This is a genomic window from Janthinobacterium sp. GW823-FHT01H08 (genome assembly GCF_058797855.1).
The window spans coordinates 2,021,346-2,047,118 of sequence record NZ_CM179504.1; the positions used below are offsets into that span (position 1 = coordinate 2,021,346).

Annotated in this window: 24 protein-coding genes and 4 tRNA genes; 9 read left to right on the top strand and 19 right to left on the bottom strand. The window is 62.8% G+C overall.

Annotation, left to right across the window (positions count from 1 at the left end; all coding sequences use genetic code 11):
- Positions 1-3,060: an efflux RND transporter permease subunit gene (locus tag AC3RCG_RS08995; RefSeq protein WP_492405327.1), complete on the top strand. Its 3,060-nt coding sequence runs from the start codon at positions 1-3 to the stop codon at positions 3,058-3,060.
- 125 nt (positions 3,061-3,185) lie between these two features.
- On the opposite strand, the gene AC3RCG_RS09000 is transcribed toward AC3RCG_RS08995, so the two are convergent.
- The 6 genes from AC3RCG_RS09000 to AC3RCG_RS09025 form a co-directional block, all read right to left on the bottom strand.
- Positions 3,186-3,560, bottom strand: coding sequence for a hypothetical protein (locus AC3RCG_RS09000; RefSeq protein ID WP_175444823.1), 375 nt, complete (start codon positions 3,558-3,560; stop codon positions 3,186-3,188).
- Positions 3,561-3,820: 260 nt separating this feature from the next.
- Positions 3,821-4,744, bottom strand: a complete 924-nt coding sequence (locus tag AC3RCG_RS09005) for an SAM hydrolase/SAM-dependent halogenase family protein (protein WP_492405324.1) — start codon at positions 4,742-4,744, stop codon at positions 3,821-3,823.
- An 18-nt stretch (positions 4,745-4,762) separates the two neighbouring features.
- Positions 4,763-7,267: a TonB-dependent receptor plug domain-containing protein gene (locus tag AC3RCG_RS09010; protein ID WP_492405322.1), complete on the bottom strand. Its 2,505-nt coding sequence runs from the start codon at positions 7,265-7,267 to the stop codon at positions 4,763-4,765.
- A gap of 112 nt (positions 7,268-7,379) precedes the next feature.
- Positions 7,380-8,258, bottom strand: a complete 879-nt coding sequence (locus AC3RCG_RS09015; RefSeq protein ID WP_492405320.1) for an NAD(P)H-hydrate dehydratase — start codon at positions 8,256-8,258, stop codon at positions 7,380-7,382.
- Positions 8,259-8,275: 17 nt separating this feature from the next.
- Positions 8,276-9,040 (bottom strand): histidine phosphatase family protein, encoded by a 765-nt coding sequence (locus tag AC3RCG_RS09020; protein ID WP_492405318.1) that lies wholly within the window; start codon positions 9,038-9,040, stop codon positions 8,276-8,278.
- Positions 9,041-9,120: 80 nt separating this feature from the next.
- Positions 9,121-10,521, bottom strand: coding sequence for an L-cystine transporter (locus AC3RCG_RS09025; protein ID WP_070224693.1), 1,401 nt, complete (start codon positions 10,519-10,521; stop codon positions 9,121-9,123).
- A gap of 257 nt (positions 10,522-10,778) precedes the next feature.
- Between AC3RCG_RS09025 and AC3RCG_RS09030 the strand changes: the two genes are divergently transcribed.
- Together AC3RCG_RS09030 and AC3RCG_RS09035 are read left to right on the top strand one after the other, a co-directional pair.
- Positions 10,779-11,156, top strand: a complete 378-nt coding sequence (locus AC3RCG_RS09030) for a nuclear transport factor 2 family protein (protein WP_070290666.1) — start codon at positions 10,779-10,781, stop codon at positions 11,154-11,156.
- Positions 11,157-11,169: 13 nt separating this feature from the next.
- Entirely contained in the window at positions 11,170-11,559 is a 390-nt protein-coding gene (locus AC3RCG_RS09035) for a hypothetical protein (RefSeq protein ID WP_070224691.1), read from the top strand.
- 3 nt (positions 11,560-11,562) lie between these two features.
- Here AC3RCG_RS09035 and AC3RCG_RS09040 read toward each other — a convergent pair whose 3' ends face one another.
- Positions 11,563-12,168 (bottom strand): IMPACT family protein, encoded by a 606-nt coding sequence (locus AC3RCG_RS09040; protein ID WP_492405315.1) that lies wholly within the window; start codon positions 12,166-12,168, stop codon positions 11,563-11,565.
- A 66-nt stretch (positions 12,169-12,234) separates the two neighbouring features.
- Entirely contained in the window at positions 12,235-12,492 is a 258-nt protein-coding gene (locus AC3RCG_RS09045) for a hypothetical protein (protein WP_492405313.1), read from the bottom strand.
- 66 nt (positions 12,493-12,558) lie between these two features.
- Between AC3RCG_RS09045 and AC3RCG_RS09050 the strand changes: the two genes are divergently transcribed.
- Entirely contained in the window at positions 12,559-13,353 is a 795-nt protein-coding gene (locus AC3RCG_RS09050) for an AraC family transcriptional regulator (RefSeq protein WP_492405311.1), read from the top strand.
- A gap of 154 nt (positions 13,354-13,507) precedes the next feature.
- Here the strand turns inward: AC3RCG_RS09050 and AC3RCG_RS09055 are convergent, their stop codons facing one another.
- The 3 genes from AC3RCG_RS09055 to AC3RCG_RS09065 all read right to left on the bottom strand — a co-directional run bounded on the left by AC3RCG_RS09055 (position 13,508) and on the right by AC3RCG_RS09065 (position 14,774).
- Complete coding sequence (locus AC3RCG_RS09055) at positions 13,508-14,401, bottom strand: GIY-YIG nuclease family protein (protein WP_409026899.1); 894 nt, start codon at positions 14,399-14,401, stop codon at positions 13,508-13,510.
- Positions 14,402-14,551: 150 nt separating this feature from the next.
- A tRNA-Lys gene (locus AC3RCG_RS09060) sits at positions 14,552-14,627 on the bottom strand.
- Positions 14,628-14,698: 71 nt separating this feature from the next.
- Positions 14,699-14,774, bottom strand: a tRNA-Lys gene (locus AC3RCG_RS09065).
- Between the two features lie 120 nt (positions 14,775-14,894).
- On the opposite strand from AC3RCG_RS09065, the gene AC3RCG_RS09070 reads away from it, so the two are divergent.
- Positions 14,895-15,353 carry a MarR family winged helix-turn-helix transcriptional regulator gene (locus AC3RCG_RS09070; protein ID WP_070312452.1) on the top strand — a complete coding sequence of 153 codons (459 nt, stop codon included), beginning with the start codon at positions 14,895-14,897 and terminating at the stop codon, positions 15,351-15,353.
- Entirely contained in the window at positions 15,350-16,855 is a 1,506-nt protein-coding gene (locus tag AC3RCG_RS09075) for an MDR family MFS transporter (RefSeq protein WP_492404255.1), read from the top strand. Before AC3RCG_RS09070 ends, AC3RCG_RS09075 begins: the two co-directional genes overlap by 4 nt.
- Here AC3RCG_RS09075 and AC3RCG_RS09080 read toward each other — a convergent pair.
- Complete coding sequence (locus AC3RCG_RS09080; RefSeq protein WP_492404257.1) at positions 16,849-17,937, bottom strand: NADH:flavin oxidoreductase/NADH oxidase; 1,089 nt, start codon at positions 17,935-17,937, stop codon at positions 16,849-16,851. The genes AC3RCG_RS09075 and AC3RCG_RS09080 overlap by 7 nt on opposite strands.
- Before the next feature lie 108 nt (positions 17,938-18,045).
- Here AC3RCG_RS09080 and AC3RCG_RS09085 point away from each other — a divergent pair, with 108 nt between their 5' ends.
- The 3 genes from AC3RCG_RS09085 to AC3RCG_RS09095 all read left to right on the top strand — a co-directional run bounded on the left by AC3RCG_RS09085 (position 18,046) and on the right by AC3RCG_RS09095 (position 21,100).
- Positions 18,046-18,363, top strand: coding sequence for an ArsR/SmtB family transcription factor (locus tag AC3RCG_RS09085; protein ID WP_492404259.1), 318 nt, complete (start codon positions 18,046-18,048; stop codon positions 18,361-18,363).
- Between the two features lie 88 nt (positions 18,364-18,451).
- Positions 18,452-19,840, top strand: a complete 1,389-nt coding sequence (locus tag AC3RCG_RS09090; protein ID WP_492490423.1) for a hypothetical protein — start codon at positions 18,452-18,454, stop codon at positions 19,838-19,840.
- Between the two features lie 129 nt (positions 19,841-19,969).
- Positions 19,970-21,100 (top strand): acyltransferase family protein, encoded by a 1,131-nt coding sequence (locus AC3RCG_RS09095; protein ID WP_070312455.1) that lies wholly within the window; start codon positions 19,970-19,972, stop codon positions 21,098-21,100.
- 116 nt (positions 21,101-21,216) lie between these two features.
- On the opposite strand, the gene AC3RCG_RS09100 is transcribed toward AC3RCG_RS09095, so the two are convergent.
- The 7 genes from AC3RCG_RS09100 to AC3RCG_RS09130 all read right to left on the bottom strand — a co-directional run bounded on the left by AC3RCG_RS09100 (position 21,217) and on the right by AC3RCG_RS09130 (position 25,766).
- A tRNA-Lys gene (locus AC3RCG_RS09100) sits at positions 21,217-21,292 on the bottom strand.
- A gap of 89 nt (positions 21,293-21,381) precedes the next feature.
- Positions 21,382-21,457 (bottom strand) — tRNA-Lys (locus AC3RCG_RS09105).
- Positions 21,458-21,524: 67 nt separating this feature from the next.
- Positions 21,525-22,283, bottom strand: a complete 759-nt coding sequence (gene ybgF, locus AC3RCG_RS09110) for a tol-pal system protein YbgF (RefSeq protein ID WP_492404263.1) — start codon at positions 22,281-22,283, stop codon at positions 21,525-21,527.
- 135 nt (positions 22,284-22,418) lie between these two features.
- Positions 22,419-22,940, bottom strand: coding sequence for a peptidoglycan-associated lipoprotein Pal (gene pal / locus AC3RCG_RS09115; RefSeq protein WP_034759187.1), 522 nt, complete (start codon positions 22,938-22,940; stop codon positions 22,419-22,421).
- 43 nt (positions 22,941-22,983) lie between these two features.
- Positions 22,984-24,252 carry a Tol-Pal system beta propeller repeat protein TolB gene (tolB, locus tag AC3RCG_RS09120; protein WP_070219589.1) on the bottom strand — a complete coding sequence of 423 codons (1,269 nt, stop codon included), beginning with the start codon at positions 24,250-24,252 and terminating at the stop codon, positions 22,984-22,986.
- 5 nt (positions 24,253-24,257) lie between these two features.
- A complete protein-coding gene (tolA, locus tag AC3RCG_RS09125; RefSeq protein ID WP_492404265.1) occupies positions 24,258-25,277 on the bottom strand; it encodes a cell envelope integrity protein TolA in 1,020 nt (339 codons plus the stop codon).
- Positions 25,278-25,325: 48 nt separating this feature from the next.
- Positions 25,326-25,766 (bottom strand): ExbD/TolR family protein, encoded by a 441-nt coding sequence (locus AC3RCG_RS09130; RefSeq protein ID WP_226939836.1) that lies wholly within the window; start codon positions 25,764-25,766, stop codon positions 25,326-25,328.
- Between the last annotated feature and the right edge of the window lie 7 nt (positions 25,767-25,773).

Below are 25,773 nucleotides of genomic sequence, written 5' to 3' on the forward strand. Positions count from 1 at the left end.
ATGAACTTCACCGATCTCTTTATCCGCCGGCCCGTGCTGGCGATGGTGGTGAGCCTGCTGCTGGTGGTGCTGGGCTTGCGCTCCCTGTTCAGCTTGCCCATCAACCAGTATCCGAAGACGCAGAACGCCGTCGTGACGATCTCGACCACCTATTACGGCGCCGACGCGCAGACGGTGGCCGGTTTCATTACGCAGCCGCTGGAATCGGCCATCGCCCAGGCGCAGGGCATCGATTACCTGTCCTCGTCGAGCAGCAGCGGCGTGTCGACCATCACGGCCACCCTGCGCCTCAATTACGACGCGAACCGGGCTTTGACGGAGATCAACACCCAGGTCAGTTCCGTGAAGAACCAGCTGCCCGCCCAGGCGCAGACGCCCGTGCTGACGGTGCAGATGGGGCAGACGACGGACGCCATGTACCTGGGCTTTTACAGCAAGACCTTGCCGACGAATAATGTGACGGATTACCTGAGCCGCGTGGTCAAGCCCAAGCTCGATTCCATCAGCGGCGTGCAGACGGCGGAACTGCTGGGCGCACGCCTGTTCGCGCTGCGCGCCTGGCTCGATGCGGACAAGATGGCCGCGTTCGGCGTGACGGCGGCCGAGGTCAGCACTGCCCTGGGCAATAACAATTATCTGGCCGCGCTCGGGTCCAGCAAGGGGCAGATGGTGACCGTTCCCCTGACGGCGGGCACGGACCTGCATTCGGTCGAGGAGTTCAGGAAGCTCGTCGTCAAACGTAGCGGCGACTCCATCGTGCGGCTGGAAGACCTGGCCACCGTCGTGCTGGGTTCGGAAAACTACGATTTCAACGTGGCCTTCAGCGGCGTGCGCTCCGTCTTCATCGGCATCAAGGTGGCGCCGGAAGCCAATATCCTCGACGTGGCCAAGCGCGTGCGCGCCAGCTTTCCCGATATCCAGTCCCAGCTGCCGGCCGGGCTGACGGGGGAGATCGTGTACGACTCGACGTTCTTCATCAATACCTCCATCAGGGAGGTCATCAAGACCCTGGTCGAGGCGCTGCTGATCGTCACCATCGTCATCTATCTGTTCCTGGGCAGCCTGCGGGCCGTGATCGTCCCCGTGATCGCCATGCCGCTATCGCTGATCGGCACGTTTACGGCCATGCTGGCGCTCGGCTATTCCATTAACTTGCTGACCTTGCTGGCCATCGTGCTGGCCATCGGCCTGGTGGTCGACGACGCCATCATCGTGGTGGAAAACGTGGACCGCCACATGAAGCAGGGCCAGCCGCCGCTGGAAGCGAGCCTGCTGGCGGCGCGCGAACTGGGCAGCCCGATTCTGGCCATGACGGTGGTGCTCATCGCCGTGTACGTGCCCATCGGTTTCCAGGGGGGACTGACGGGTGCGCTGTTTACGGAATTCGCCTTCACCCTGGCCGGCGCCGTGGCCGTGTCGGGCATCGTGGCCCTGACCCTGTCGCCCATGATGTGTTCGCGCTTTTTCCGTCCGGAACAGGATAGCGGCCGCTTCGTGCAAGCCATCGACCGCGTCTTCGGCAAGGTGCACGACACGTACCAGCGCCTGCTGCATGCGCTGCTCGACACCTGGGTGGTGCTCATCGTCATGGCGGCGCTATTGATGGTGGTGTTGGGGCTGATGTTCAGGATGTCGCAGTCCGAGCTGGCTCCCGAGGAAGACCAGGGCGTCGTGCTGTCGCAGGTGGTGGGCGACCCGACGGCCACGTCGGACCAGATGCAAGTGTATGCGGAGCAAATCTACCAGGTGGCCAAGGCCATGCCCGAATACAGCCAGATGTTCCAGATCACGGGCGTGCCGACGGTCAACTCGGGTTTTGGCGGCATGCTGATGACGCCGTGGAACGAGCGCACGCGCAGCGCCAAGGAAGTGCAGCAAGACTTGCAGGCGGGCTGGAACCGGATCGCCGGCGCCCGCGTGGCCGCCTTCCAGTTTCCCGCCTTGCCCGGTTCCTCGGGCTTGCCCGTGCAGTTCGTCATCGCCACCACGGAGCCGTTTGAAAATCTCGATGCCATCGCGCAGCAGGTGCTGGAGAAGGCGCGTTCATCGGGCAAGTTCTATTTCATCGATACGGACTTGAAAATCGACAAGCCGCAAGCGACCGTCGTGATCGACCGCGACAGTGTCGCCGCGCTCGGCATGACGCAGCAGGATGTGGGGCAGGCGCTGGGCGCTGCTCTGGGCGGCAACTACGTCAATTACTTTTCCATCGCCGGGCGTTCCTACAAGGTGATCCCGCAGGTGTTGCAGGTGGACCGCCTGAACCCGTCGGCCGTGCTGGATTTCCACATCAAGACGCCCGGCGGCACGATGATACCGGCCAGTACCGTCGCGCATATCCAGTACGACGTCGTGCCCGAGTCGATCAACCGCTTCCAGCAACTCAATTCCGTGACGCTTGCCGGCGTGTCCGGCGCCTCGCAGGGCGAGGTGCTGGGCTTCATGCGCGACACGCTGGCCCAGGTGGCGCCCAGCGGCTACACGGCTGATTATGCGGGCCAGTCGCGCCAGTTCGTGCAGGAGTCGGGCGGTTTTGTCGTCACCATGCTGTTTGCCGTGGTGATCGTTTTCCTGGCGCTGGCGGCGCAGTTCGAGAGTTTCCGCGATCCCGTCGTGATCCTCGTTTCCGTGCCGCTGGCCCTGTTTGGCGCCACCATGTTCATCTTCCTCGGCTTTGCGTCGATCAACATCTACACGGAGGTGGGCCTGGTGACCCTGATGGGCCTGATCAGCAAGCATGGCATCCTGATCGTGGAAGTGGCCAATCAGCTGCAAAAGACGGGCAAGAGCAAGCGCGAGGCGGTGGAAGAAGCGGCCGCCGTGCGCCTGCGCCCCATCCTGATGACGACGGCCGCCATGGTGTTTGGCGTGCTGCCCCTGGTGATCGCCTCGGGCGCGGGCGCGGCCGGGCGCCACGCGATGGGGCTGGTGATTTTCACGGGCCTGTCCATTGGCACCTTGTTTACCCTGTTCGTGGTGCCCGCCATGTATCTGTTCCTGGCGGCGGACCACCAGGCGCTGAGCGCACGGGGGGCTGGCAAGGCGGTTCCGGCCCACTGAGGCGCGGTGGCTGCGAGATTGTTGCGCTCTGCAATAAAAAGAGCCTTCATCGGAAGGCTCTTTGTTGCGTATTCTGCTACGGGCTTGCAGCCCGGCCGGCCGTCGGGGCGGAGCGCAGGCGGTATTTAGCTGCCGCGTGGTGGGGTGGTGCCGGTCCCTGTGCCCGTCCCGCCCCCTGTGCCAGTTCCTGTCCCTGTCCCGTTACCGGTGCCAGTACCCGGCGTCGTGTTGGGCGTGGTGGTCGGCGGCGTGGTCGTGCCGTCGGGATTGGTGGTCGTGCCCGGTGCAACGGATGGGGTAGCGGGCGTGGTGGTGTCCGGCGTGGTGGTGCCGCTGGTGCCCGAGGTGCCGCTGCCGCCCGTGCCGGGCGTGGTGGCGGGCGTAGCTGGCGTGGCCGGGGCGGTGGTGGTTTCGTTATGCTTGTTGCAGCCGCCCAGCAGCGCGCAGACGATGGCGGTGCCGAGGACAAGCTTGCTGGTGCTAGGGAGTGGGGCCGTCATGATTGTTCCTTTCTCGTTGGAAAGCTGTCGTGGGTAGTCATACCTTGCCAACTGCCTGCCACGGTGCGGGCAGGCCGTCGTAGCAAGGCTGGCATCGCTTGCAAAAAATTAGAGTGGGCAGGTGCGCGCAGGTTCACCGGATTTACAAATCAACGGCTATCGGCAGCAGGATCGGCGATCCGTTTTGATATGGCGCAAACGCGCCACGTGAACGAGAAAGAAAGGGCCAGGACAGGACGTCCCGGCCGCGGGCGAGGGCCTTATTTGACGGCAGGGGCCTTGCTCACTTCCACTTCCCAATCCACGCCTGACGCGACGTGGTGTTTGGCGGCGAAGTCGCCCTGGCTGATGGCCACGGCCACGTCGAGCAGGCTGTTCAGGTAAACCAGCGGCTTGCCTTTGGCGACGCCGCCAAACGTGTGCTCGAACGGCGCCGTGACCTTGGCCACTTGCTTGCCCTTGTGCAGGATGCGTACTTGCAGCGGATCGTGTAGTTTCACCTGCAATTCGTCGAGCAGCGATTTCGGGATATTCGTCCAGACATTGCCATATTTCACATCGAGCACGGGCACGATGCCGCGGATGGTATTGCCGTCGCGTACGGGTTTTTGGTACGCGATCTTGACCACGGATACGCTGGGCAATGACGGGCCCACCTGTTCGTAGGTGATGGCGCCCGAGGCCAGGCGCGCGCCCACGTACGCGTACACGTCGCGGCCATGGAAAGTGTAGGACTCGGCGGAGCCCGCCAGGCGGTTGACCTTTTCATCGATTTCACGCAGTTCGGCCACGCCGTCGCGCTCGGCGATCAACGTGAACAGACCGTTGTCCGGCCCCACGAAGTAGCGTCCGCTCTTGGTTTTCAGCACCACCGACTTGCGCGCCGTGCCCACGCCCGGGTCGATGACGGAAACAAACACCGTGCCTTGCGGCCAGTAATTGGCCGTCTGGTACAAACGGTAGGCGCCCAGCCAGATGTCGTAGTCGGGAATCTGGTGGGTCAGGTCCGAAATGGTGAGCTGGGGATCGACGCCATAGGCGACACCATGCATGGCGGACACGGCGCCGTCGGCCGTGCCGAAGTCCGTCATCAGCACCAGCGGCGCGGCAGCCTGGGCACTGGATAACAGGAGGGCGCTCAGGCAGGCGCCGGCGGCGAGATGGGAGATTCGTTTGATGATCATGATTTATCCTTGTCCGTGTCAGAACGTGTAGCTTAATTTAGCGTAAAAGTAGGCGCCATTGACGCCGATGGGGTTGATGAAATTGTAGGGCAGGGCGCCGCCATACGTGGCGTTGTTCGTTTCCCGCACGCGCTGCGGATAGCGGTCGAGGATATTGTTGCCGCCCACGCTCACCGTCAGTTGCTTGCTCAGTTTCAATTGGCCTTCCAGGTCCAGCGACCAGACGGCGCCGAAGCGCTGGGCGGGAATGCCGTCGATCAGGGGCGCATCGCTGTCGTAGGAAAAATCTTTCAGCTCGCCAAAGCGCGTGGCGCGCGCCTGCACGCCCCAGCCTGCCGCCTGCCAGTCGGCGCCGAGTATCAATTTGCTGGTGGGCGACGCATGTTTGATGCGGAACAAACTCGTCTCCGTCAGCAGGGTCAGACTCGGATCGATGGCGGCTAGCGCGGTGGAACTTTGGCGCACCTTGTCGAGACTGGTCTTGTTCAGGTTCAGGGCCGCATTCAGGTTCAGCTTGCCTGACGTGAAGGCCAGATCGTGGTTCAGTACCACGTCTAGGCCTTTGGTACGCGTGTCGAGCAAATTGGCCAGGTAGGCCACGGACTGGATATCGCCGCGGCCATTCGCGGCCAGGTAGGCCGTGACGGCGTCGCTTTGCAAGTCGCTCGAACGCGTGATGCGGTCGCGGATGCGGATCACGTAGGCGTCCACCGTCACGCTGGTGGCGGCTGCCGGTTTCCAGGCCAGGCCCAGCGAGACGTTGGCCGATTTTTCCGGTTTCAGCTGTTGTGCGCCGAAGCTGCGCGCCAGCGGGTCGCTGGCCGGCAGCAGGGCCGCCGTTTGCAGGGCCGTGCCATCGGCGTTGAAGTTCAAGGTGGCGAAGCGGAAACCCGTCTGCACAAGGGCCGGTGCGCGGAAGCTGTTCGACAGCGAGCCGCGCACAAGAAAATTGTCCGTCACTTTATAGCGCGTGGACAACTTGCCCGTGCTGGCGCTGCCGAAGTCGCTGTAGTCGGAATAGCGGGCGGCGGCGCCCACCAGCAGGCGCGGCGTGAGGTCGCTTTCCACGTCCGCATACACGGAGCGGATTTGCCGGCTGCCATCGTAGGCGTCCGACGGGCGCAGGCCCGGTCCCGCCTGCGCGCCCGGTGGCGCATCGGTGAAGCTGCCGGCCGCATACGAGGCAGCATCGCCGGCCGAGCTGGTGTAGGTTTCGCGCATCCACTCGGCGCCCACGGCCACGCTGAACGGAGCGGGCAAGCCGATGTCGATGCTGCGCGTGGCATCGATATTCAAGGCATTCTGGCGGAAGTCGAAACCGGCCAGATTGAAACGCGTGGGACTGGCCGCGCCCAGCGAAGCGTTGACGGAGTGGCTTACGCCGTAGTCAAAGCGGTCGCTGCCGTGGCGCGCGCTGGCGTCCCAGTTCCACGCGCCCGCGCTGCCGCGCACGCCGGCAACGATGCTGAGGTCGCGCTTGTCGCCGTTGGTGACGGGGCGGTAGCCGTGCGGATACAGGGCCGGCACGTTCGACGGGTCGCCCGGATAGCGGAAGTAGGCGCTGCCGTCCGATGTGCGTTCGTTGAGGGTGGCAAACGAGTACAGGTCGAGGCCGCTGGCCAGGGTGAGCTGGGTGTTGTAGAACAAATAGTTGTTGCGCTGGCGCGAGTCGCCCGACTTGAACACCACCTTGCCGTCGAGCGCCTGGTCGGCCGGCGTGAAGTTGTAGGACGTCCAGCCCGCGTCGCTGGGGCCGGCCCGTTCCGTGGGCGAGCGGCGCCGCGTTTCAGCGCCGAAGCGGAAGAATCCCGCTTCGCCCAGCGGCACGCCGTAGTCGGCGTTGACGATGACGGTCTGGCCATCCGTCAGGGTTTGATCGGTGGGCTCGAAATGCGTGTGGTTGGCGCCGTAGCTGACGGAGGCGGCGCCGCCCGTGCGCGCCTTTTTCAGCACGATGTTGATGACGCCCGCCACGGCGTCGCTGCCGTACTGGGCGCCGGCGCCGTCGCGCAGGATTTCGATGTGGTCGATGGCGTTCGGTGGAATGGCGTTGATGTCGACCGGCACGGTGCCGGCAAAGCTGCTTTCCGTGTCCAGCACGGCGCTCGTGTGGCGGCGCTTGCCGTTGATCAGCACCAGCACCTGGTCGGGCGCCAATCCCCGCAACTGGATGCCGCGCACGGAGTCCGACGCGCCGCTTGACTCGATGCGGGGGAAGTTGATCGACGGCGACAGGTTTTGCAGGGCCGCGCCCACGTCGCCCGTCGACAGCGCATTGCTCACTTCACGCGCGCCGAAGCGGTCGATGGGCACGCTGCTGTCGAATACGGTGCGGTTGCGCGCGCGCGAACCGACGACGGTGACCTGGTCGATGCTGGCGCTCGCTGGCGTGGCGGCACCGGTGGCGGTGTCATCAGCCTGGGCCCAGGCGGGCGCGGCGCCCAGCATGGCGCAGGCCAGCACGATGGCGCGCAACTGCGTGGCGGGAATGGATGGTGAGGCGTATGAATGGCGCGGATGCAAGGCGGTGTCCTTTGGGCTCGATTAGTGTTAGTACGGAAACAGTTGCAATGAGCTTAAGGGAGGTGGCGGTGTGCGCTAACGATTCTTTCTGGATATGCTTATGCTGTTGTTTTTATGCCGCCAGATTGCGCAGCAGGGCGGGAATCTCGGCCGGGATTTCGCGCGCCAGGTAGCCGAGGATGCCGAAGCGCAAGGCCAGTTGCTCGCCCGCCAGCGCATGCAGGGCGATGCCCCAGGCGCACGCTTGCTCCAGCGGTGCGCCGCGCGCGGCCAGGCCCGTGATGATGCCGGCCAGGGTGTCGCCGGAACCGGAAATGGCCAGGCCGATATTGCCGCCCGCATGCGTCCAGGTCGTGCCATCGGGCATGGCGATGACGGTCAGCGCGCCTTTCAGCGCGACGATGGCATGCCAGCGCCGCGCCGCGTCCATGGCGCAGGCATGCGGGTCGGCCAGCACGGCATCTTTGGTCACGCCCATCAGCTGGGCCAGCTCGCCCGCGTGCGGCGTCAGCAGCACGGGCTGCTCAAAATGGAACTGCGGCGGCTGGCGCACGACCTGCATGGCGCAGGCGTCGAGAATCAGCCGGCTGCCGGCAAACAGGGGCAGCAGGTGGCGCATCAGCTCGCAGCTAGCGGCTGTGTCGCACATGCCGGGCCCGACGAGCACGGCATCGACCTTGCCGGCCAGCGGCGCCAGCTGGTAGCGCGCCTCGTGGCGGAAGCCGCCCAGCGCCGTTTCATCGAGGCCGATGACCCGCGCCTCGGGCATGGCGACGGCCACTTGCGCCGCCACCGAGGCGCCCGTCGCCAGGGGCAGCTTGCCTGCGCCCGCGCGCATGGCCGCCGTGGCCGCCAGCACGATGGCGCCCGGCATTTCCTCGGAGCCGGCGACGATCAGCAGATGGCCGCGCACTTCCTTGTCGCCATCGGGCTGTGGCATGGGCAGGGGCCAGGAGCGCAGCAGGGAGGGCGTGATGTCGGTGGCGTCCATGGATGACCTCCGAAGGATCAGGATTTCGGCGCCGCCGGCATGTCGGGCTGGGCCGTGACGGGTGTGCCGGCCGCTTCCAGCGGCGCAACAAAATTGCACAGGTCCAGCTGCAGCTTGCCGCGGCTGCCAAGGGCGGGATTGAAAACGTAGGAGGTGACGCCGCAGTTGGGCACGTCGGCTGCCTTGTCGATGGCCAGGATGGCTTGCTCGTCGCAGCGCTCGAGCAGGTAGCGGAAGCAGTTGACGATGACCTGGTGGCCGACGATCAGCACCCGTTCGCCCCGGTATTCGCGGGTGATGGTGTCGAGCACGCTGCGCAGGCGCAGGATGACGTCGCACCAGCTTTCGCCGCCCGGCGGGCGGAAATAAAACTTGCCGACGTGCTGGCGCTGTTCGTGCAATTCCGGGTACTTGCTGGCGATGCCGTGCACGGTCAGGCGGTCGAGGATGCCGAATTCCTTTTCGCGCAGGCGCTCGTCGGCCACCACGGCGCCCAAGCTGTCGGCATTGATGCGCGCCAGCACGGCTTGCGCCGTCTGCTGCGCCCGCACGTAGGGCGAATACAGCACGACGGTCGGTTGTTGTTCAGGGGGGAGGGTGGCGAACCAGTCGCCGAGCGCTTGCGCCTGGCGCGCGCCAAGCTCGGAGAGGGGGACGTCGACATCGCGCTCGGCGATGGCGATTAATAACTGTTTTTCCGCTTCGGCGGCATCGCGCGCCACGTTGCCGGCACTTTGGCCGTGACGCACGATCCAGATTTGCTGCGGCCATTTCTGTTCCATCGCCTTGCGCCTTCCTCCGTATTGATTGCGATCCAATATAGACGAAAGCGGCAAGGCGCGGCGCGCAACTCGTTGGGCTTTCAGGCGGCGTGTTCCGCCTCATCCAGGTCAGGCGCGTCGTCGCTGTTGTAGACGGCCAGGTCGGTTTCGCCCATGACCCGGCTGGTGACGGTGCCGGCCGTGATCGAGCCGCTCACGTTCAGGGCCGTGCGGCCCATGTCGATCAGCGGTTCGACGGAGATCAGCAAGCCGGCCAGCGCGACGGGCAAGTCCATCGCCGACAGCACGATCAGGGCGGCAAACGTGGCGCCGCCGCCCACGCCGGCCACGCCGACGGAACCGATGGTGATGATGGCCAGCAAGGGCAGCAGGAAGCTGATGGTGAACGGATCGACGCCGACCGTAGGGGCGATCATGACGGCCAGCATGGCCGGATAGATGCCGGCGCAGCCATTCTGGCCGATGGTCGAGCCGAACGAGGCGGCGAAGTTGGCGATGCCTTCCGGCGTGCCCAGGCGCTGGGTTTGCGTCTGCACGCTCATCGGGATGGAACCGGCGCTGGTGCGCGAGGTAAAGGCGAAGGCCAGCACGGGGAAGACTTTTTTCACGAAGCGCAGCGGGTTCAGGCCCACGCCGGCGATGATGGCCAGATGCACGAGGAACATCAATATCAGCGCGCTGTACGAGGCGACGACGAAGTTGATCAATTTCAAGATGTCCGTGTAGCTCGACGACGCCACCACTTCAAACATCAGCGCGAACACGCCGTACGGCGTCAGGCGCAGCACCAGGGTGACCATGCGCATGACGATGGCGTGCGCCACTTTCATGAAGTGCTCGAAGGACGCGAAAATTTCCGGCTTTTTCGCCGCGATGCCCGTGGCCGAGATGCCGATGAAGATCGAGAACACGACCACGGCGATGGTCGACGTCTTGCGCGCGCCCGTCATGTCGAGGAAGGGGTTGGTCGGCACGAAGCTGACCAGCAGTTTCGGCAGCGACAGGGCTTTCGCCGTTTCCAGCGAGCCTTGCAGCTGCACGCCGCGCGCCACTTCGGCCGCGCTCGAGGTCAGGCCGACTGCCGTCAGGCCGAACAGCTTGGCCATCAAAATGCCCAGCGCGGCGGCGATCGTGGTGGTAATGAGCAGGGTGCCGATGGTCAGCGCGCTGATCTTGCCCAGGGAACTCGCATCCTTGAGCTTTAAAATGGCGGAGATGATGGAGACCATGATCAGCGGCATGATGATCATCTGCAGCAGTTTGACGTAGCCGCTGCCGACGATGTCGATGTATTCATTGGTGCCCGCGATGACGGGCGAACCGGCGCCGTACAGCCACTGCACGGCCGCGCCCAGCAGCACGCCCAGGCCCAGGCCCGTGAAGACGCGCACGGTGAACGTCGCGTGTTTGCGTTGCTGGTGGAACATGAAGGCGAAGACGATCAGCGCAACGAGCAGGTTCAGAATGATGTTAATTGCCATGAAGGGGCCTTATCTTGGTTTTATTCGAGACTGCGGAGAGCACTTTACTACAAGTCATTGCTGCCCCAGCCTGGGGCGAAAGGGCAAGCACTGTACAGTACTATGGGGGTGTTTTACGCGATACTGCTGCGAATATTACGCTATATAAATATGCTCCACAGGCATAAGCCTTCAGGATAATTGTGAAATTGGCTATTTCGTGCCAGCATGGTTTTCCCGTTTGTTAATATGCGCGCGTGATTTTAATAAGGAAAAAAATGAATGCTTTAACGGAAGTACAAGTGCTGGATGCGGAAGAGCGCTTGCGCCTGGCCATGATGGCGTCCGACGTGGCCGCGCTGAATGTCTTGCTGGCCGACGAGCTACTGTTTACGAATCACCTGGGTCATCTGCTGAGCAAGCATGCGGACCTGGCTGCGCACGAGCAGCGCCTGCTGGCCATCACGGACTTGCGCGCGTCCGAGCGCCATGTGCGCATCAACGGCAACGTGGCCGTGGTCTCCGTGCGCATGCAGCTGACGGGCAAGTATCACGACGTGGAAACGCATGGCGACTTCCGTTTTACGCGCGTGTGGGCGCAGGATGCTGCCGGCGCGCTGCAAGTGATCGCCGCCCATTCGGGCGTCGTGGCTTGAGGAGCACGGTTTAGTGGATCATCGTTCCAAAGGGCAGCTGTTTGAAGCTGTCATCGCCGCCGGCCCCGCCACCCTGGCCATCACGGCCGGCTATCCCCTGCTGCTGTACAACCTGGTGCGCACCTGGGCCGACGCCCCCGGCGCCAATGCGCTGGCCGCGCTGCTGCTGACGGGCGGCCTGTGGGCCTTGCTGGAATTCTGGCGCATCGCGCTGGCGACAGTGGCGCGCAAGGCCTATGCATTCAACTGGCGCTTCTGGCTGGCCATCGCCGGCTTCCTTGCCTGCTTCGTGCGTTTCGTGCCGGACATGCCGGCCGGATTGATGCTGCTGTTGCTGGTGCTGCCGGCGCTGGCGTGGACGCATTTCATCTTGTTGCAGATCAAGCGACCGCGCGACCTGTAGGGTTTATTCTTCCTCTTCGGCTTCTGCCTTCAGCCAGGCTATCCGCCCATTGCCCGCCTCATGCAGATGGGCGAGCAGGGCGGTGGCCGCCGTTTCAGGCAGGCTGAAGTCGAACAGCACATCTTCGCCATGCGCCACGTTCAACAGGGTGGCGCCGGCGCCATCGAGTTCGCGGCGCAGCATGCCTTCCATCGCATACGGTACCGTGCAGCGCAGGGTGCGCTGGCGCACGATGGCCGTCTTTCCCGCCTGCAATAACGCTTGCGCCACGCTGTCCGTATAGGCGCGCACCAGGCCGCCCGCACCGAGCTTGATGCCGCCGAAATAGCGCACGACGGTGGCCAGCACGCCTTCGAGGTCCTGGTGGCGCAGCACGTCGAGCATGGGCCGCCCGGCCGTGCCGCTCGGTTCGCCATCATCGACGGCCGCCGATTGCCCGCCCGCCAGCAGCGCCCAGCACACATGGCAGGCGCCCGGATGCTGCGCCTTCAAGTCATTGACCACCTGCTGCGCGCTGGCGCGGTCGGTCATCGGCTGCACGCAACCGATGAAACGGCTTTTCTTGATGATCAGTTCGCTGTGGACGGGGGCGGTAATGGTAAACGGCATGGCGGGTGCGAAGGCGGGCAAAGCAGCATGATAGAGGAAATGCGCGCCGGGGACGAGTCAGCCCGCTCACGCGGCCGCGACGGCCACCAGTTCGCGCAGCGCCGCATCGCGCACCTGCAGGATGTCGAACAGTCCCAGCGCATGCAGGGCGGGCAAGGCGTCCACAATGTCGCGCTCGGCGATAGCCTTGTCGTCGACGCTGCTGGCCTCGTCCAGCCACAGCCGGGCATTGGCGAGAAAAGCGCCCACCGTGCCCTTGCGCACGGTGACGCCATTGAACTGGCCCTGGTTTTGTTGATCCGGTAACACGTCTTCTGCACGCATGCTGAACTCCTGAAGGTTGGAAAGACTTCACTGTATGATGGCCGGATTGTCTTGTCTGCGTTGTTTATGTCATTCGATACGTCAAATCCGCCAATCTTGCCGCCAGCACCGCCGCTGCGCGCCATGCGCATTGTCCAGCCGCAGGAAAGGGTGACGGGGGCGCACCGCCATGCCAGCGGCCAACTGTTCGGCGCCATGCGGGGCTTGCTCTCCGTTACGGCCGACAGCGGACATTGGGTGGTGCCGGCCAGCCACTGCGTGTGGGTGCCGCCCCATCACGTCCATGCGCTGCGTTCGCACGGCCCGTTTGCGGGCTGGAGCGTGTATGTGGACGAGGCCAGCTGCGCCGGCTTGCCCGTCGCGCCTTGCGTGATGCGCGTCTCGGGCTTGCTGCGCGAGGCGGTGGGCCGCGCCAGCACCTGGGGCGCGGGCGCGCTGGACGCGCGGCAGGCCCGGGTGGCGGGCGTGATCCTCGACGAGATCGCCGCCGCGCCGCACGAATCCTTCGGCTTGCCCCTGCCCACGGACCCGCGCCTGCTGCGCGTGGCGCGCGCCGTGCTCGACGACCTGGCCGACGAGCGTGGCGTGGAAGCGCTGGCCGCCTGGGCCGGCGTCTCGCCGCGCACCCTGGCGCGCCGATTCACGATCGAGACGGGCTTTACGCCCTCCGCCTGGCGCCAGCGCGCCCGCATCGTGCGCGCCCTGGAACGATTGGCCGCCGGCCAGCCCGTCACGACGATTGCGCTGGACCTGGGCTACGACAACGTCAGCGCCTTCATCGCCATGTTCAAGCGGGTGATGGGGGTGACGCCGGGGAGGTATGGGGATGGCAATGAATCGGGAAATATCGGTATTGGATAAAGCGCAACTGGCTGTTGATAGAGGCGGCCAAGGCTGAAATCGTGTACGAATGCCGGACCTGACCCCGGCCCCTTGCGTGACCCCGGCCCCTTGCGGAATTTTTCAGGAATAGTTGTTGAACTCTGAGTTGTAAAGCGCTGATTGTCCTTGTGTGCTAGGTTCTCTTTCGCTGCGATGCGAATATTTCTGATATCACTGATGTGATTGGTTTTAAGGTTGGTGGGTTAGGGACCCAGGTTTCAGGGGGCACCCTTGATACCGTAATGGGTTTTGGCGATAACTCATAACCAGCCATAATTTTCAGGGCAGCTTCTTTTGTGAAGTAACGGAGCGTGTGTTGTTGCATAACAATTTTGGTTGGACTTAGGGATCTAGCGAACAGAAGTTCATAGGCTTCTTCTTTTTCGCTAGTATTTAAATAATCGATCTCATCTATTTTCAGAAAAGCTTTTGCAATATGTTCCCAGATTCGTATTTCTATTTCTGGTTTCTTGTCGCGAGAGAAAGATTCATGCCATCCTTCCTCACCTTCTGGAAAAACTTCATGCAGAATATGGCTGACGATAGATATTCTTTCTTTTTGAGCTTTGCTTAAAGTGCTAGTGCCAATGGGTAGCTGTATTATTTCTTCAAGAGGGATTGAAATAATTTCACCATACTTCTCTTGGTATTGATCATTTATTGGAGGTTCTGGTTCTTGGGTTGTTATTAGATCAACCGAAATAATAGGCCGGTCATGCTGATGCTCAGTATTTAAATTGGAGCAGACCTCAAGAACAATATGTCGCGCTATTTTTGCCGGAATTCGGAAAAATTCTCGGGAATTATTTACGCGGAAAGCAGCAAGGCGGCGATGTACTATGCGTTCTGCAATTCTGCAGTCCGCAACACTGCATGCAAATAGAACATCAAACGGTTCTGGTACTCCAGTGGCTCCTGAGTACAGTTGTTTTGCTCGGGAGTTGGTTTGTTTTTTTGTCATTCCAATCTTTAAAATGTTTCTTTGGAAAGACTTGTTCTTTAGAATGTATAGCTGACTCGAGTCCATGTTTTTAACGTGTTGGAATAGCTGGAAAATGGAGTATATCAGCTAACGTTGCTTATTTATTACTTTGGTTGCTATAGTAATTTTTTCTTGATAAGGCGCAAATTGGCCAAAAAAAAGCCAACCGCGAACGGTTGGCTTCTCTGAAGTATTTGGTAGGCCGTGCGGGATTCGAACCTGCGACCAACGGATTAAAAGTCCGCTGCTCTACCAGCTGAGCTAACGACCCAAAAACTTTTTACTACTACTGCGGTAACGCTGTGCCGTATCAACATGCTTGCCATGATGACGGCTGAATCTTGGTAGGCCGTGCGGGATTCGAACCTGCGACCAACGGATTAAAAGTCCGCTGCTCTACCAGCTGAGCTAACGACCCAAGGGCGGCTATTATGACGGCCAACGGCGGTTTTGGGAAGGGCCGGGGTGGAAAAAAGCCTTGCGTGGCCCTCATGCTCGGTCTAAGATAGGTAGATAGCCTACCTATTTAACTCATTCCATGCCCACTACCGAAGACCTTCCCATCCCCGAACGCGCGCTGGCGCTGTCCGATGACTTGCGCGTGGCGTTCAAACGCCTGTTGCGCTCCATGCAGCGCGAAGGGGGCGAGCTGGACGCCCATGTGTCGATGATGCAGTACATGCTGCTGGCCCTGATCCACGAGCAACCGGGCATCGGCGTGGCCGCGCTGGCGCGGCTGCAGAACGTGCGCGGGCCCACCGTCAGCGCCCAGGTCAAGTCGCTCGAAGAGGCGGGGCTGGTCGAGCGCAGTGCGCCCGATCCGCAGGACCGCCGGCGTTCGGGCCTGCACGTGTCGGCGCAAGGCCTGGCCATGCTCGAAACCTTGCGCGCGCGGCGCCGCGATGCGCTGGCGCGCCGCATCGCCCGTCTGACGCCGCAGCAGGTCGATGCGCTGGAAGCCGCCATGCAGCCGCTGCTTGAGATCGGCCAGGCATGAGCGGCCACGATCACGCCGCAGGCGCAGACAAAGGCGCCGCGAAACCCGTCACCGAGCGCGAAGTGCGCGCCATCTATCTGGGCCTGATGGCCGTGCTGGGCCTGGGTGCGCTGGACCAGAGCATCGTCGCCACGGCCCTGCCGCGCATCGTCGACGACCTGGGCGGCATGGCGCATCTGTCGTGGGTGGTGACGGCGTATGTGCTGGCGTCGACGGCCACCATGCCCCTGTACGGCAAGCTGGCCGACCAGTACGGCCGCCGCCCCATGATCTTCACGGCGCTGCTGACCTTTTTGCTCGGCTCCGTGCTGTGCGGGCTGGCGCAGAACATGACGGAGCTGATCATCTTCCGCGCCATCCAGGGCCTCGGTGCGGGCGGCTTCATGCCGCTGGCGCAAATCATCATCGGCGACATCGTGCCTCCGGCCGAGCGGGGCAAGCGGCAGGGCATGGTGCCCGTCGTGTTTGCCGTCACCAGCGTGCTGGGGCCCGTGCTGGGCGGCGTCATCACGGATGCCCTGTCGTGGCACTGGATTTTCTATGTCAACCTGCCCATCGGCGCGGCCGCTTTTGTCATCATCGCGCGCGCCATGCGCAAGCCGGCGCGCACGCATGCGCACAAGATCGATTACCTGGGTTCCGCCTTGCTGACGGGCGCCGTCACGGCGGCCCTGCTGGTGCTGGCGCTGGGCGGCACGGAGTGGCCGTGGGACTCTCTCGCCGTCAAGGTGTGCGGCGGCATTGCCGTGCTGCTGGGCGCCTGGCTGGCCTTCCGCGTGGGCAGGGTGGACGAACCCGTGCTGCCGCCCGACCTGTTCGAGAACCGCACTTTCAATATCGCCAGCCTGGTGATGGCCATGACTTTCATGGGTCTGATGGGCGCCAGCGTCTTCTTTCCCCTGTTCTTCCAGCTGGTGATGGGTACGAGTCCCGCCGAATCGGGCGTGATGACGGTGGCGATGATGGTGGGGCTGGTGGCGTCGTCGATGTTCAACGGCCGGGTACTGTCGCGCTCGGGCAAGTACAAGATGGTGCAGGTGGCGGGACTGGCCGTGGCGCTGCTGGCGTTTGCCGTGCTGGCCTGGGCCATGGAAACGTCGCGCGGTTACTGGGTCATCGAGCCGGCCATCTTCCTGCTCGGCACGGGATTAGGATTGGTGATGCCGAACATGACGATCGCCGTGCAAAATGCCTTGCCCCTGGCGCGCCGCGGCGTGGGCACGGCCATGCTGGCCTTTTTCCGTTCGCTGGGCGGCTTGCTCGGTGTGACGGCGTCCGGCGCCATCCTCGCGCACCAGTTGCACCAGCATGGTGTGGAAGCCGTGTCGGCGCTGGGCGCGCATGCGGCGGTGCAGACGGTGGAGGTGTACCGCCATGCGATCGCCAGCGTGTTTGGCGCCGGCGCCGTGCTGCTGCTGGTGGGACTGGTTGCCTTGCTGTTCTTGCCGGAACTGCCCCTGGAGGGGCATCCGGCGGCGGCGAAGGCGAAAGATGATCAGTAGCGTTCGAGCCAGTGCGCGTACGGCGCCGGCAGGGTCCACGAGGCGCGCTCCACGCCGAGCTCCTTGGCGGCAAAATATGCCCAGTGCGGATTGGCCAGGTGCGCTTTGCCGACCATCACCACGTCGAGCTGTTCTTCCTTGACGACGCGCTCGGCGATGGCCGGCGTGCCGAAGCCCCAGGCGGACGAGACAGGTACGCCCGCCTCCGTGCGCACGCGCTCGGCGATCGGTCCCATGAAGGCCGGGCCCCACGGAATCGACACGTCGGGAATGGTAAAGCCCATGCTGACGCTGATCATGTCCATGCCCGCATCCTTGAACTGGCGCACGAGGCCGATCGATTCGAGCAGGGTTTGCTCGTCGCGGCCGTCGAATTCCAGCACGCCGAAGCGGATGGTCAGCGGCAGGTGCTCGGGCCATACTTCACGCACGGCTTTCAATGTTTCCAGCAGGAAGCGGCTGCGGTTTTCCACGCTGCCGCCATAGATATCGTCGCGCTGGTTCGAATGGGCCGAAAAGAAGCTTTGCGCCAGGTAGCCGTGGGCGAAGTGCAGTTCCAGCCACTCGAAGCCCACTTCACGGGCGCGAATGGCCGCGTCGACGAAGTTCTGTTTCACGCGGGCGATATCGTCGAGGTCCATGGCGCGCGGCACCTTCGGCAGGCCGCCGCCGAAGGCGATGGCGGACGGCGCGATGGTTTGCCAGCCGCGCGCGTCGCCTTCAGCAATGTGGTCGTCGCCTTCCCATGGGCGGTTGGCGCTGGCCTTGCGGCCCGCGTGGGCGATCTGGATGCCGGGCACGGAGCCGGCCGCCTTGATTGCTTTGACGACGGGCACGAAGGCTTGCGCCAGGTCATCGTTCCAGATCCCCGTGCAGCCTGGCGTGATGCGGCCTTCGGGCGCCACGGCCGTCGCTTCGACGATCACCAGCCCGGCGCCGCCACGGGCCATGCCCGCGTAATGCGACAGATGCCAGTCGTTGGCCTGGCCATCGACGGCCATGTACTGGCACATGGGCGGCACGGCGATGCGGTTGCGCAAGGTGATGTCTTTGAGGGTGTAGGGCTGGAAGAGGGCGGACATGGTGGCCTTTGTGTGTGTTGATGAAAAAGTAGGGGGAGATGCTGATTCGGTAGTTCGTAAATATTCGAAGAATGGAATTAGTATAGCGCATGCTGTATGATTCTGCACATGCGTCCACACAAACATCCTCCCGCCAGCGAATTCGTCCTCGAGCGCGTGCTCTACGCCTTGAGTGATTCGATCCGCCTCGACATCGTGCGCCACCTGGCTAGAGTCGACGCGGCCGCTTGCGGCGACCTCGACGGCGGGCGGCCGAAATCGACCGTCTCTCACCATTTCAAGGTCTTGCGCGAAGCGGGCCTCGTCTACACGGAAAACGCGGGCACGACGCACATGAACACCCTGCGCCGCGCCGATATCGAGAGCCGTTTTCCCGGCTTGCTCGACGCCATCCTCGCGCAGCAGCCGCACGCGAATCAGTCCTGAGTCAGCCCTGAATCTGCCGTAGAATGCCTGCAAGATTGCCGAATTTGCAGCATGGGCGGGCAGTCCTGACCTGAAGGGCTGACGACGCATGAAAATTTTTGCACGATATCGCTGGCGGTGCGCCGCCGCTTTCGTATTGCTGACTGGCTGCTGGCCTTACACGGAGCCGGCCACGGGCGAATATGCTGCCGTGCTGCGGCGCGGCGAAAAGGTGACCAAGGCCGATACCTACGGACGGTTTGCCGCCTTGTCGGTCGAGTACCGCCAGGGCGGCGGCTCCCTGATGTCCACCGAGAATCACTCCATGCGGCTGATATATAACGACAAAATCGTCGTCAAGACCACCGATGGCATCGAACGCTGGACCGATTTCGCCCAGCCCGTGTATTTCGTCAAGCGGCAGGAAGACGACGGCATGCTGGCGCTGGTCCACGAGCAGGCGGGCAAGGCCGTGGTCGAGAAGATTGCGGCGTCGGAATACGGCTACCGTGGTAACGAGACGTACGTGCATGGCTTCCCCCTGTCTCCCGGCGTGCGCTATTTCCCCGTCGATCAGCGTCCCGGTTTCCTGTTGCGTGGCCTGCCGCTGAAAACCACCGTGCTGCCCAGTCCGCCCGAAGGCGACGGCCACCTGCAAGCCCATGTTCTGGCGGCCATCTCGCCCGACGGGGCATCGTTTGCCTATGTCGACAGCGAATATGCGCCGTCCGTGGTGCTGGTGGTCGATGCGGACGGCAAGCGGCGCGATCCCATTCCCTTGCCGAGAATCTACCTGGCGGACGCGCCCAGCTATCAATTCAACCCATACGAGCGGCTGTGGGCCTGGTCGCGCACGGCGTTCGCATGGCACAAGAACGGCGCGGGCAGCTGGGAGGTCCGTCCGGACGGTATTGCGCCTGGCGCTGCCGGCGCGCGCAATGTGGTCGAGGAATTGTTTATCAGCGATCAAACCGGCTACCGGACCTGCTTTGCGGCCGCCAATGCCGCCTGTCTGCCGGGCTGGCGCGCCGCAAACGCCGCCGAGCAGGCCAGGACTTTTGTGCGGGACGGCGCCGCGCCGCCGTTTGCCTACGTGCCATCAGCCCCAACGGCCGCTTTTGGCTCCGCGGTCGGTGTGCTGTTGCTGTCCAGGGAATGCTGCCGTGTGCCGTCCTACCATCTGTATCTGGATGGCGCGCCGGCAGCGGTGACGGCGCAATTGTCCGCGCGCTTGCGCGAGAGCAAGACGCCTTTCGTGCGCGTCGATGAGTGTCCGCGCCGCACTGGCAATGACGGCAAGTGCGAGGCGCAACTGGCGCAGCAGCTCAAGCGGCCGGAATCGCTGGGGCGCGAACTGGAACAGTTGCTCGATACCTGGGAGGAGCGGGATGGCGTGCTGTTCGTCATGCCGTCGATGGTGGTCGCGGTGCGCGCGAACGCGCAGGGCGGCAGCGTGATCCAGACCCTGTTGCGCGCCGATTTGTCGCGCAAGGACTGATGCAGCTCATCTGCCGCGCGTCACCAAAGTGCCAGGCTCGGCTATGATGTCGGCCTTTCGGTAAATCCTCGGCCGCGCGCCTGTTGCGCGATGGGCTGGCGACACTACCTGGCACGGCAAGGATTGGGAATGACGGCAGCAGCAGTGGTATCACAGGCGGACCTGGCAAATCGTCCGCAGTTTGGCTGGATCAATGGTTTGAAGGCAGGCGCGGCGCAGTTGATCGTGTTGCACCATCTGGCGTTTTACGGGCCCATGTCCGACTACGTGCAGCCCCTGTGGCCCGAGTTGCTGGGCTGGCTGGGCGGCAGCGCGCGCATCGCCGTGCAAGTGTTTCTCGTCATTGGCGGCTTCCTGGTCGCCAAGTCCCTCTCTCCCGCAGGCCGTCCCGGCATCGCCACGCCGCTGCAGGCCGTCTGGCGCCGCTATGCCAAGCTGGCGCCGCCTTTCCTGGCGGCCACCTTGCTCGCGGCCATCATCACCCCTGTGGCTGGCATCTGGATGATGCACGACTCCATGTCGGCCGCCGTCACCCTGGGCCAGCTGAGCGCCCATGCCTTGCTGCTGCATGGCGTGCTCGGCTATGAGTCGCTGTCGGCCGGCGCCTGGTATGTGGCCATCGATTTCCAGCTGTACCTGCTGACGGTATTGCTGCTGTGGCTGGGCGGCCGCCTGGCCGGCCAGCGGCGCGGGCACTGGCTGATGCCGCTGGCCATCACTGTGGGCATCACTTTTTCCCTGTTGTATTTCAACCTCGATGCGGGCTGGGATAACTGGGCGCCGTATTTCTTCGGCAGCTATGGCCTGGGGCTCATGGCCTGGTGGGCCAGCGACCCGGCCCGCAAGCCCGGCGCCATGACCGCGCTCATGGCCATGGCCGCCGTGCCCGTCCTGCTGGCCCTGGCCGTCGACTACCGCAGCCGGATCGCCCTGGCCCTGATCGTCGCCTGCGCCCTGTTCCTGTTCGGCCGCGCCCGCACCCCGTCGCAGGGCCGTGCCTGGAACATCGTCAACACTCTGGGCCGCATCTCGTATGCAGTCTTCCTCGTGCACTTCCCCGTCAGCCTGCTGGTGAATGCGCTGTTTATCAGCTATGTCCCGCTCGAGCCGGAGTGGCAGGCGCTGGGCATGCTGACGGCTTGGGGCGCCAGCCTGGCGGCCGGCGCCGCGTTTTACCGCTGGGTGGAGGTGCCGCTGGGGCGGGTCGTGGGCGCGGTGGTCGCGCATCTGGCTGGAAGGCCGGCGCTGGCGTCGCGTTAACGACTGGTTTTCGATATGCGGGGGAGGGAACTTTGAGTCAGCGATGGCATCCCGCGCAGGTGATGCTGCCGAAAACAAAAAAGCCAACCGCGAACGGTTGGCTTCTCTGACGTATTTGGTAGGCCGTGCGGGATTCGAACCTGCGACCAACGGATTAAAAGTCCGCTGCTCTACCAGCTGAGCTAACGACCCAAAAACTTTTTACAACAACTTCGGTAACACTGTGCCGTAAAAAAATGCTTGCTATAACAACTCGCAAGCAGATCAGTACTGCGTATTCGTGGTAGGCCGTGCGGGATTCGAACCTGCGACCAACGGATTAAAAGTCCGCTGCTCTACCAGCTGAGCTAACGACCCGAAGAAGAAAGATTATAGGGGGTGCCCGGGATTCTGTCAAACCTAACGGGCAACTTTTTCCCCGCTTTTACTTTTTGCCGGCCCGTTCCTTGGCCGCTTGCGCCGCGCTGGAGTCCGGGTAGCGCGAGATCAGCGCGTTCAGCGTCTTGGTGGCGTTCGGCTTGTCTTTCAGCTCCGTGTAGCAGCTGGCGATGTTGAGCATGGCGTCGGGCGCCTTCGGGCTGTCCGCGTAGTGTTTCAGCACCGCCTGCTGGGCCGTGATGGCGTTTTTGCAGTCGCGCTGGGCGTAATAGGCGTTGCCCAGCCAGTATTGCGCGTTGGCTGCGTACGGCGATTCCGGATAGCGCTTGACGAAGGCGTCCAGGGCCGTGACGGCGCCCTTGTAGTCGCCCGACTTGAACAGGCCGAACGCGGACTCGTACGCGCTTTGCTCGGACACGCCGACGGCCGCTTCCTGGCCGTCGATGGTGACCTGGCGCGGTTCGAGCTTGCGCAGGCGCGCGTCGATGTCGGTGTAGAAATCCTTCTGGCGCTTTTGCACATTCGCCAGGTCGTTGCCCAGCACTTCGATCTGGCCGCGCAGGCGGGCGATCTCCTGCATGGTCTGGTCGTGCTGGTTGAGCAGGCTCAGGGTGCTGGTCTTGTCCGCCTTGGCGTCGATGCGGCCGTTCAGGTCGCGCGCCATCGCGTCGACCTTGGCGCGCAGCTCGAGGATGGCTTTGCGTGCTTCGTCGTCGTCGAACAGGGCGGCGTTGGCGTGCAGGGGCAGGTAGGCAAACGCGGCCATCAAGGCGGCGGCGACGCCGGCTTTCGAGAATGTCATCATGGGTCGGGCTTTCTAAGGTTACGCAAAACATGCAAACGGGGCGCCGGGCGGTGAATCACCGCGCTGCGCCCCATTATTATGCCTATGACTGGCCAGTTAGGTAAGCGCCAATGCTGCCGCGCTCACCCGTCAACATCAATAAACGATGTCAGCGCGGCGGTTTTCAGCCCATGCTGCTTCGTTGCTGCCTTGTGCTTTAGGCTTTTCTTTGCCCAGCGACACGGCTTCCATTTGGCCTTCCGGCACGCCCAGGGCAGCCATCGACTTGCGCACGGCTTCAGCACGTTTCTGGCCCAGGGCCAGGTTGTACTCAGCGCCACCGCGTTCATCGGTGTTACCTTGGATCAGGATCTTGCGCGATGGGGTTTTCACCAGGTAAGCAGCGTGGTTTTGCACGACTGGGGTGTCCGCTTCGCGTACGACGTATTTGTCGAAGTCGAAGTAGATGCTGCGGTTAGCCAGCACGCCTTTTGGATCGTCCAGTGGATCGACCGATGCGGTCGTTACTGGCTGAACTTGACGGGTGTCAACTGGAGCTGCGACTTTTTCAGGAGCGCGCTCAACCACTGGGGTCTCTGCAACTTTGACTGGGGTGCTGCAGGCGGACAGCAGAGCTGCGGTAGCGGCGATGAAAGCCAAACTTTTAAAGTTACTCATTTTTATTCTCCGGGTCATGGTTAAAGGTGAAACTGTACAGCATTTACTTCATAAAAGGACCCCAGGTGGGCTCCTTGATATTGCCAGCTTGCGTAGTCAAACGCTGTTTGACGCGGCCATCCACCGATACCACTGCCAGCGACTTGCGTCGTCCGGATTCGGTCGCGTACATGATATATTTCCCGTTGGGCGAAAAGCTCGGTGATTCGTCGTTGGCGGTGTCCGACAGGCGCAGTTCCTGGCCACTAGCCAGGTCGAGCGCGTAGAGCTGGAAATTGCCGTCGCGACGGGAAATATAAGCGAGTGTCTTCCCGTCGGACGAAATCCGCGGGCTGATGTTGTAGGAGCCGCCAAACGTCACGCGCTTGGCTTCGCCACCGCTGGTCGACATGCGGTAGATTTGTGGTCCGCCGCTGCGATCGCTGGTGAAGTAAATACTTTGGCCATCGGCCGAGAATTGAGGTTCCGTATCGATGCCGCTGCTGGTGCTGACGCGGCGCAAGCCGCTGCCGTCGGCATTGACGGTGTAGACCTGGGTATGGCCGTCGCGCGACAGGGCCACGGCCAGGCGCGAGCCGTCCGGGCTCCAGCTCGGCGCGGAATTGCTGCCTTTTTCATTCGACACGATGGTGCGCTGGCGCGTCACCAGGTTTTGCACGTAGACGATGGGCTTTTTCTTTTCAAACGACACGTATGCGACCTTGGTGCCGTCCGGCGACCATGACGGCGAAATGATCGGCTCGTTCGAGCGCAGGGCGACCTGGATGCCTTCGCCATCGGCGTCGGCGATTTCCAGGCGGTATTCGCGGCCCGATTGCGTGACGTAGGCGATGCGGGTGGCGAACGCGCCCTTGACGCCCGTCAGCTTTTCATAGATGTCGTCGGCGATCTTGTGCGCCAGCAGGCGGTTGAACTGCGGCGCGGCCGCATTGTTCATGCTGGAAATCTGCGCGCCCTTGATGGTGTCGAACAGTTTGTAGCGCACGTCCAGGCGGCCATCGGCCATGCTTTGCACGCTGCCGGCCGCCAGCGCGTCGGCGCCGCGCGATTTCCACTGCTCGTAGCTGACGGGCGCCGTTTCCGCCACGGGCGCATCGGCGTCGATCAGCTTGAACACGCCGCTGCGCGCCAGGTCGGCCTTGATAATGCCCGACAGCGATTGCGGCGCCGCCGATTCATTGACGAAGCTGGCCACAGCCACCGGGATCTGGTTGCTGCCGATCCCCGTAATCTCCACGCGCAGCTGCGCCTGGGCGCTTGACGCTCCCAGCATCAGGCTGGCGCAGAGCACGACATAGCTCATTTTTTTCATGGTCATCATTTAGGCAAATCCTTCATCTCGAATATGAGTTCAATCTCGCGTTCCACGGTGCCGTCTTTTTTCTTCGGCAGTGGCGACGATTTATTAATGGCGTTTTCCACCGAGCTGTCATACGCCGGCAGGCCGCTGCTTTTAATCTTTCGGACCGAAATAATTTCCCCAGTTGGCAGTTGCTCGATCTTGAACACGGCGCGCGGGTTGCCCGGCACCTCCGTGCTACCGCTGTACGCGATATTGCTCTTGATCTTGCTCGTCAGGGCAGCGACATAGCCGCTGTCCTTGCGTGGCGCGGTCGCTTTCGCGGCCGTGCCCGTCGTGCCGTTGCCTGCCTGCGCCATCAGGCGCTTCATATCATCGGCACGCAATTTGTCTGCCGCCGCTTTTTCTGCAGCTGCTTTTTTTGCCTTGGCGGCTTTTTCCGCCGCCGCTTTTTTCTCGGACAGTTCTTTCTCTGCTTTTTCTTCCGCCGCTTTCTCTTTCTCTTTGGCCAGCTTGGCTTTCTCCAGCTTGTCGGCCTTTTCTATTTCCAGCTTTTCAGCCTTGTCTTTTTCTTTCTGCTTCTGTTTTTCCAGTTCGCGCTTTTCTTCCTCGCGTTCCTTCTGTTCCTGCTTGCGGCGTTCCTGCTCTGCCGCTTTCTCTTTTTCTTCCTTCAGCTTGGCCTTCTTGCGTTCCAGGGCGATCTCCGCCTCGCGCAAGTCGACCTTCGGCTCGGGCGCGGCCACGGGCGGTGGCGGCGGCGGGGCCGGCTGTTCCACTTGCGGTTCCGGCGGCGGGGCTGGTGTCGGCTCCGGTTCCGTCGCCACTTCGGGCGGCGGCGCGGCCGTCTGCACTTTCATGTCCCACACTTCCGCTTCGACGGCGACAGGTTCCGTATTTTGCCAGTGTACGCCCACCCACAGGAAAAACAGCAGGCCAAGGTGCATCGCCAGCGCCAGGCCCAGCGAGGGCCAGCGGCTGCGTTCGCGCGGCACGCTGTAGGGCTTGCCGAGTACATGGTCGATTTGTTTGTTCTGCAAAGTCTAGTCTATCTAAAAACGGTCAAGTCTGGAAACAGGATGCTGCGCTTACTTGGTGGCCAGGCCGACACGGGTAATGCCCATCTTTTTCGCTTCCGAAATGAGCTGGATCACATCGTCGTACTTGCTTTCCTTGTCGCCCGCGATCATCACGGGATAGTCTGGATTGCTCTCGTGCAAACCGCGCAGCTTGCGCAGCAGGGCGTCGCGGTTCGGTTCCGTTTCCGGCGCCAGCTGTTCCTTGCCGATGACGCCGATCGACAGCGAACCATTCGGTTTCAGCACGATCTGAATATAGTCATCGGGCGGTTTCGCCGACTTTTCCGCGTTGGGCAGGTTCACCACGCTGGGATTGTTCGACGACGGCATCACCATGAAAATGATCAGCAGCACCAGCATCACGTCGATATACGGCACGACGTTGATCTCGGACTTGAACTTGCGGCCACGGCCACCGCGCATGCCGCCGCTATTGAATGAGGAACCCATGGACGCT

Bases quoted from the DNA above. Each gene is read 5' to 3' on its own strand.
- AC3RCG_RS08995 (WP_492405327.1), top strand. From the start codon at position 1: ATGAACTTCACCGATCTCTTTATCCGCCGGCCCGTGCTGGCGATGGTG.
- AC3RCG_RS09000 (WP_175444823.1), bottom strand. From the start codon at position 3,560: ATGACGGCCCCACTCCCTAGCACCAGCAAGCTTGTCCTCGGCACCGCC.
- AC3RCG_RS09005 (WP_492405324.1), bottom strand. From the start codon at position 4,744: ATGATCATCAAACGAATCTCCCATCTCGCCGCCGGCGCCTGCCTGAGC.
- AC3RCG_RS09015 (WP_492405320.1), bottom strand. From the start codon at position 8,258: ATGGACGCCACCGACATCACGCCCTCCCTGCTGCGCTCCTGGCCCCTG.
- AC3RCG_RS09020 (WP_492405318.1), bottom strand. From the start codon at position 9,040: ATGGAACAGAAATGGCCGCAGCAAATCTGGATCGTGCGTCACGGCCAA.
- AC3RCG_RS09025 (WP_070224693.1), bottom strand. From the start codon at position 10,521: ATGGCAATTAACATCATTCTGAACCTGCTCGTTGCGCTGATCGTCTTC.
- AC3RCG_RS09030 (WP_070290666.1), top strand. From the start codon at position 10,779: ATGAATGCTTTAACGGAAGTACAAGTGCTGGATGCGGAAGAGCGCTTG.
- AC3RCG_RS09040 (WP_492405315.1), bottom strand. From the start codon at position 12,168: ATGCCGTTTACCATTACCGCCCCCGTCCACAGCGAACTGATCATCAAG.
- AC3RCG_RS09045 (WP_492405313.1), bottom strand. From the start codon at position 12,492: ATGCGTGCAGAAGACGTGTTACCGGATCAACAAAACCAGGGCCAGTTC.
- AC3RCG_RS09050 (WP_492405311.1), top strand. From the start codon at position 12,559: ATGTCATTCGATACGTCAAATCCGCCAATCTTGCCGCCAGCACCGCCG.
- AC3RCG_RS09055 (WP_409026899.1), bottom strand. From the start codon at position 14,401: ATGGACTCGAGTCAGCTATACATTCTAAAGAACAAGTCTTTCCAAAGA.
- AC3RCG_RS09070 (WP_070312452.1), top strand. From the start codon at position 14,895: ATGCCCACTACCGAAGACCTTCCCATCCCCGAACGCGCGCTGGCGCTG.
- AC3RCG_RS09075 (WP_492404255.1), top strand. From the start codon at position 15,350: ATGAGCGGCCACGATCACGCCGCAGGCGCAGACAAAGGCGCCGCGAAA.
- AC3RCG_RS09080 (WP_492404257.1), bottom strand. From the start codon at position 17,937: ATGTCCGCCCTCTTCCAGCCCTACACCCTCAAAGACATCACCTTGCGC.
- AC3RCG_RS09085 (WP_492404259.1), top strand. From the start codon at position 18,046: ATGCGTCCACACAAACATCCTCCCGCCAGCGAATTCGTCCTCGAGCGC.
- AC3RCG_RS09090 (WP_492490423.1), top strand. From the start codon at position 18,452: ATGAAAATTTTTGCACGATATCGCTGGCGGTGCGCCGCCGCTTTCGTA.
- AC3RCG_RS09095 (WP_070312455.1), top strand. From the start codon at position 19,970: ATGACGGCAGCAGCAGTGGTATCACAGGCGGACCTGGCAAATCGTCCG.
- ybgF (WP_492404263.1), bottom strand. From the start codon at position 22,283: ATGATGACATTCTCGAAAGCCGGCGTCGCCGCCGCCTTGATGGCCGCG.
- pal (WP_034759187.1), bottom strand. From the start codon at position 22,940: ATGAGTAACTTTAAAAGTTTGGCTTTCATCGCCGCTACCGCAGCTCTG.
- tolB (WP_070219589.1), bottom strand. From the start codon at position 24,252: ATGAAAAAAATGAGCTATGTCGTGCTCTGCGCCAGCCTGATGCTGGGA.
- AC3RCG_RS09130 (WP_226939836.1), bottom strand. From the start codon at position 25,766: ATGGGTTCCTCATTCAATAGCGGCGGCATGCGCGGTGGCCGTGGCCGC.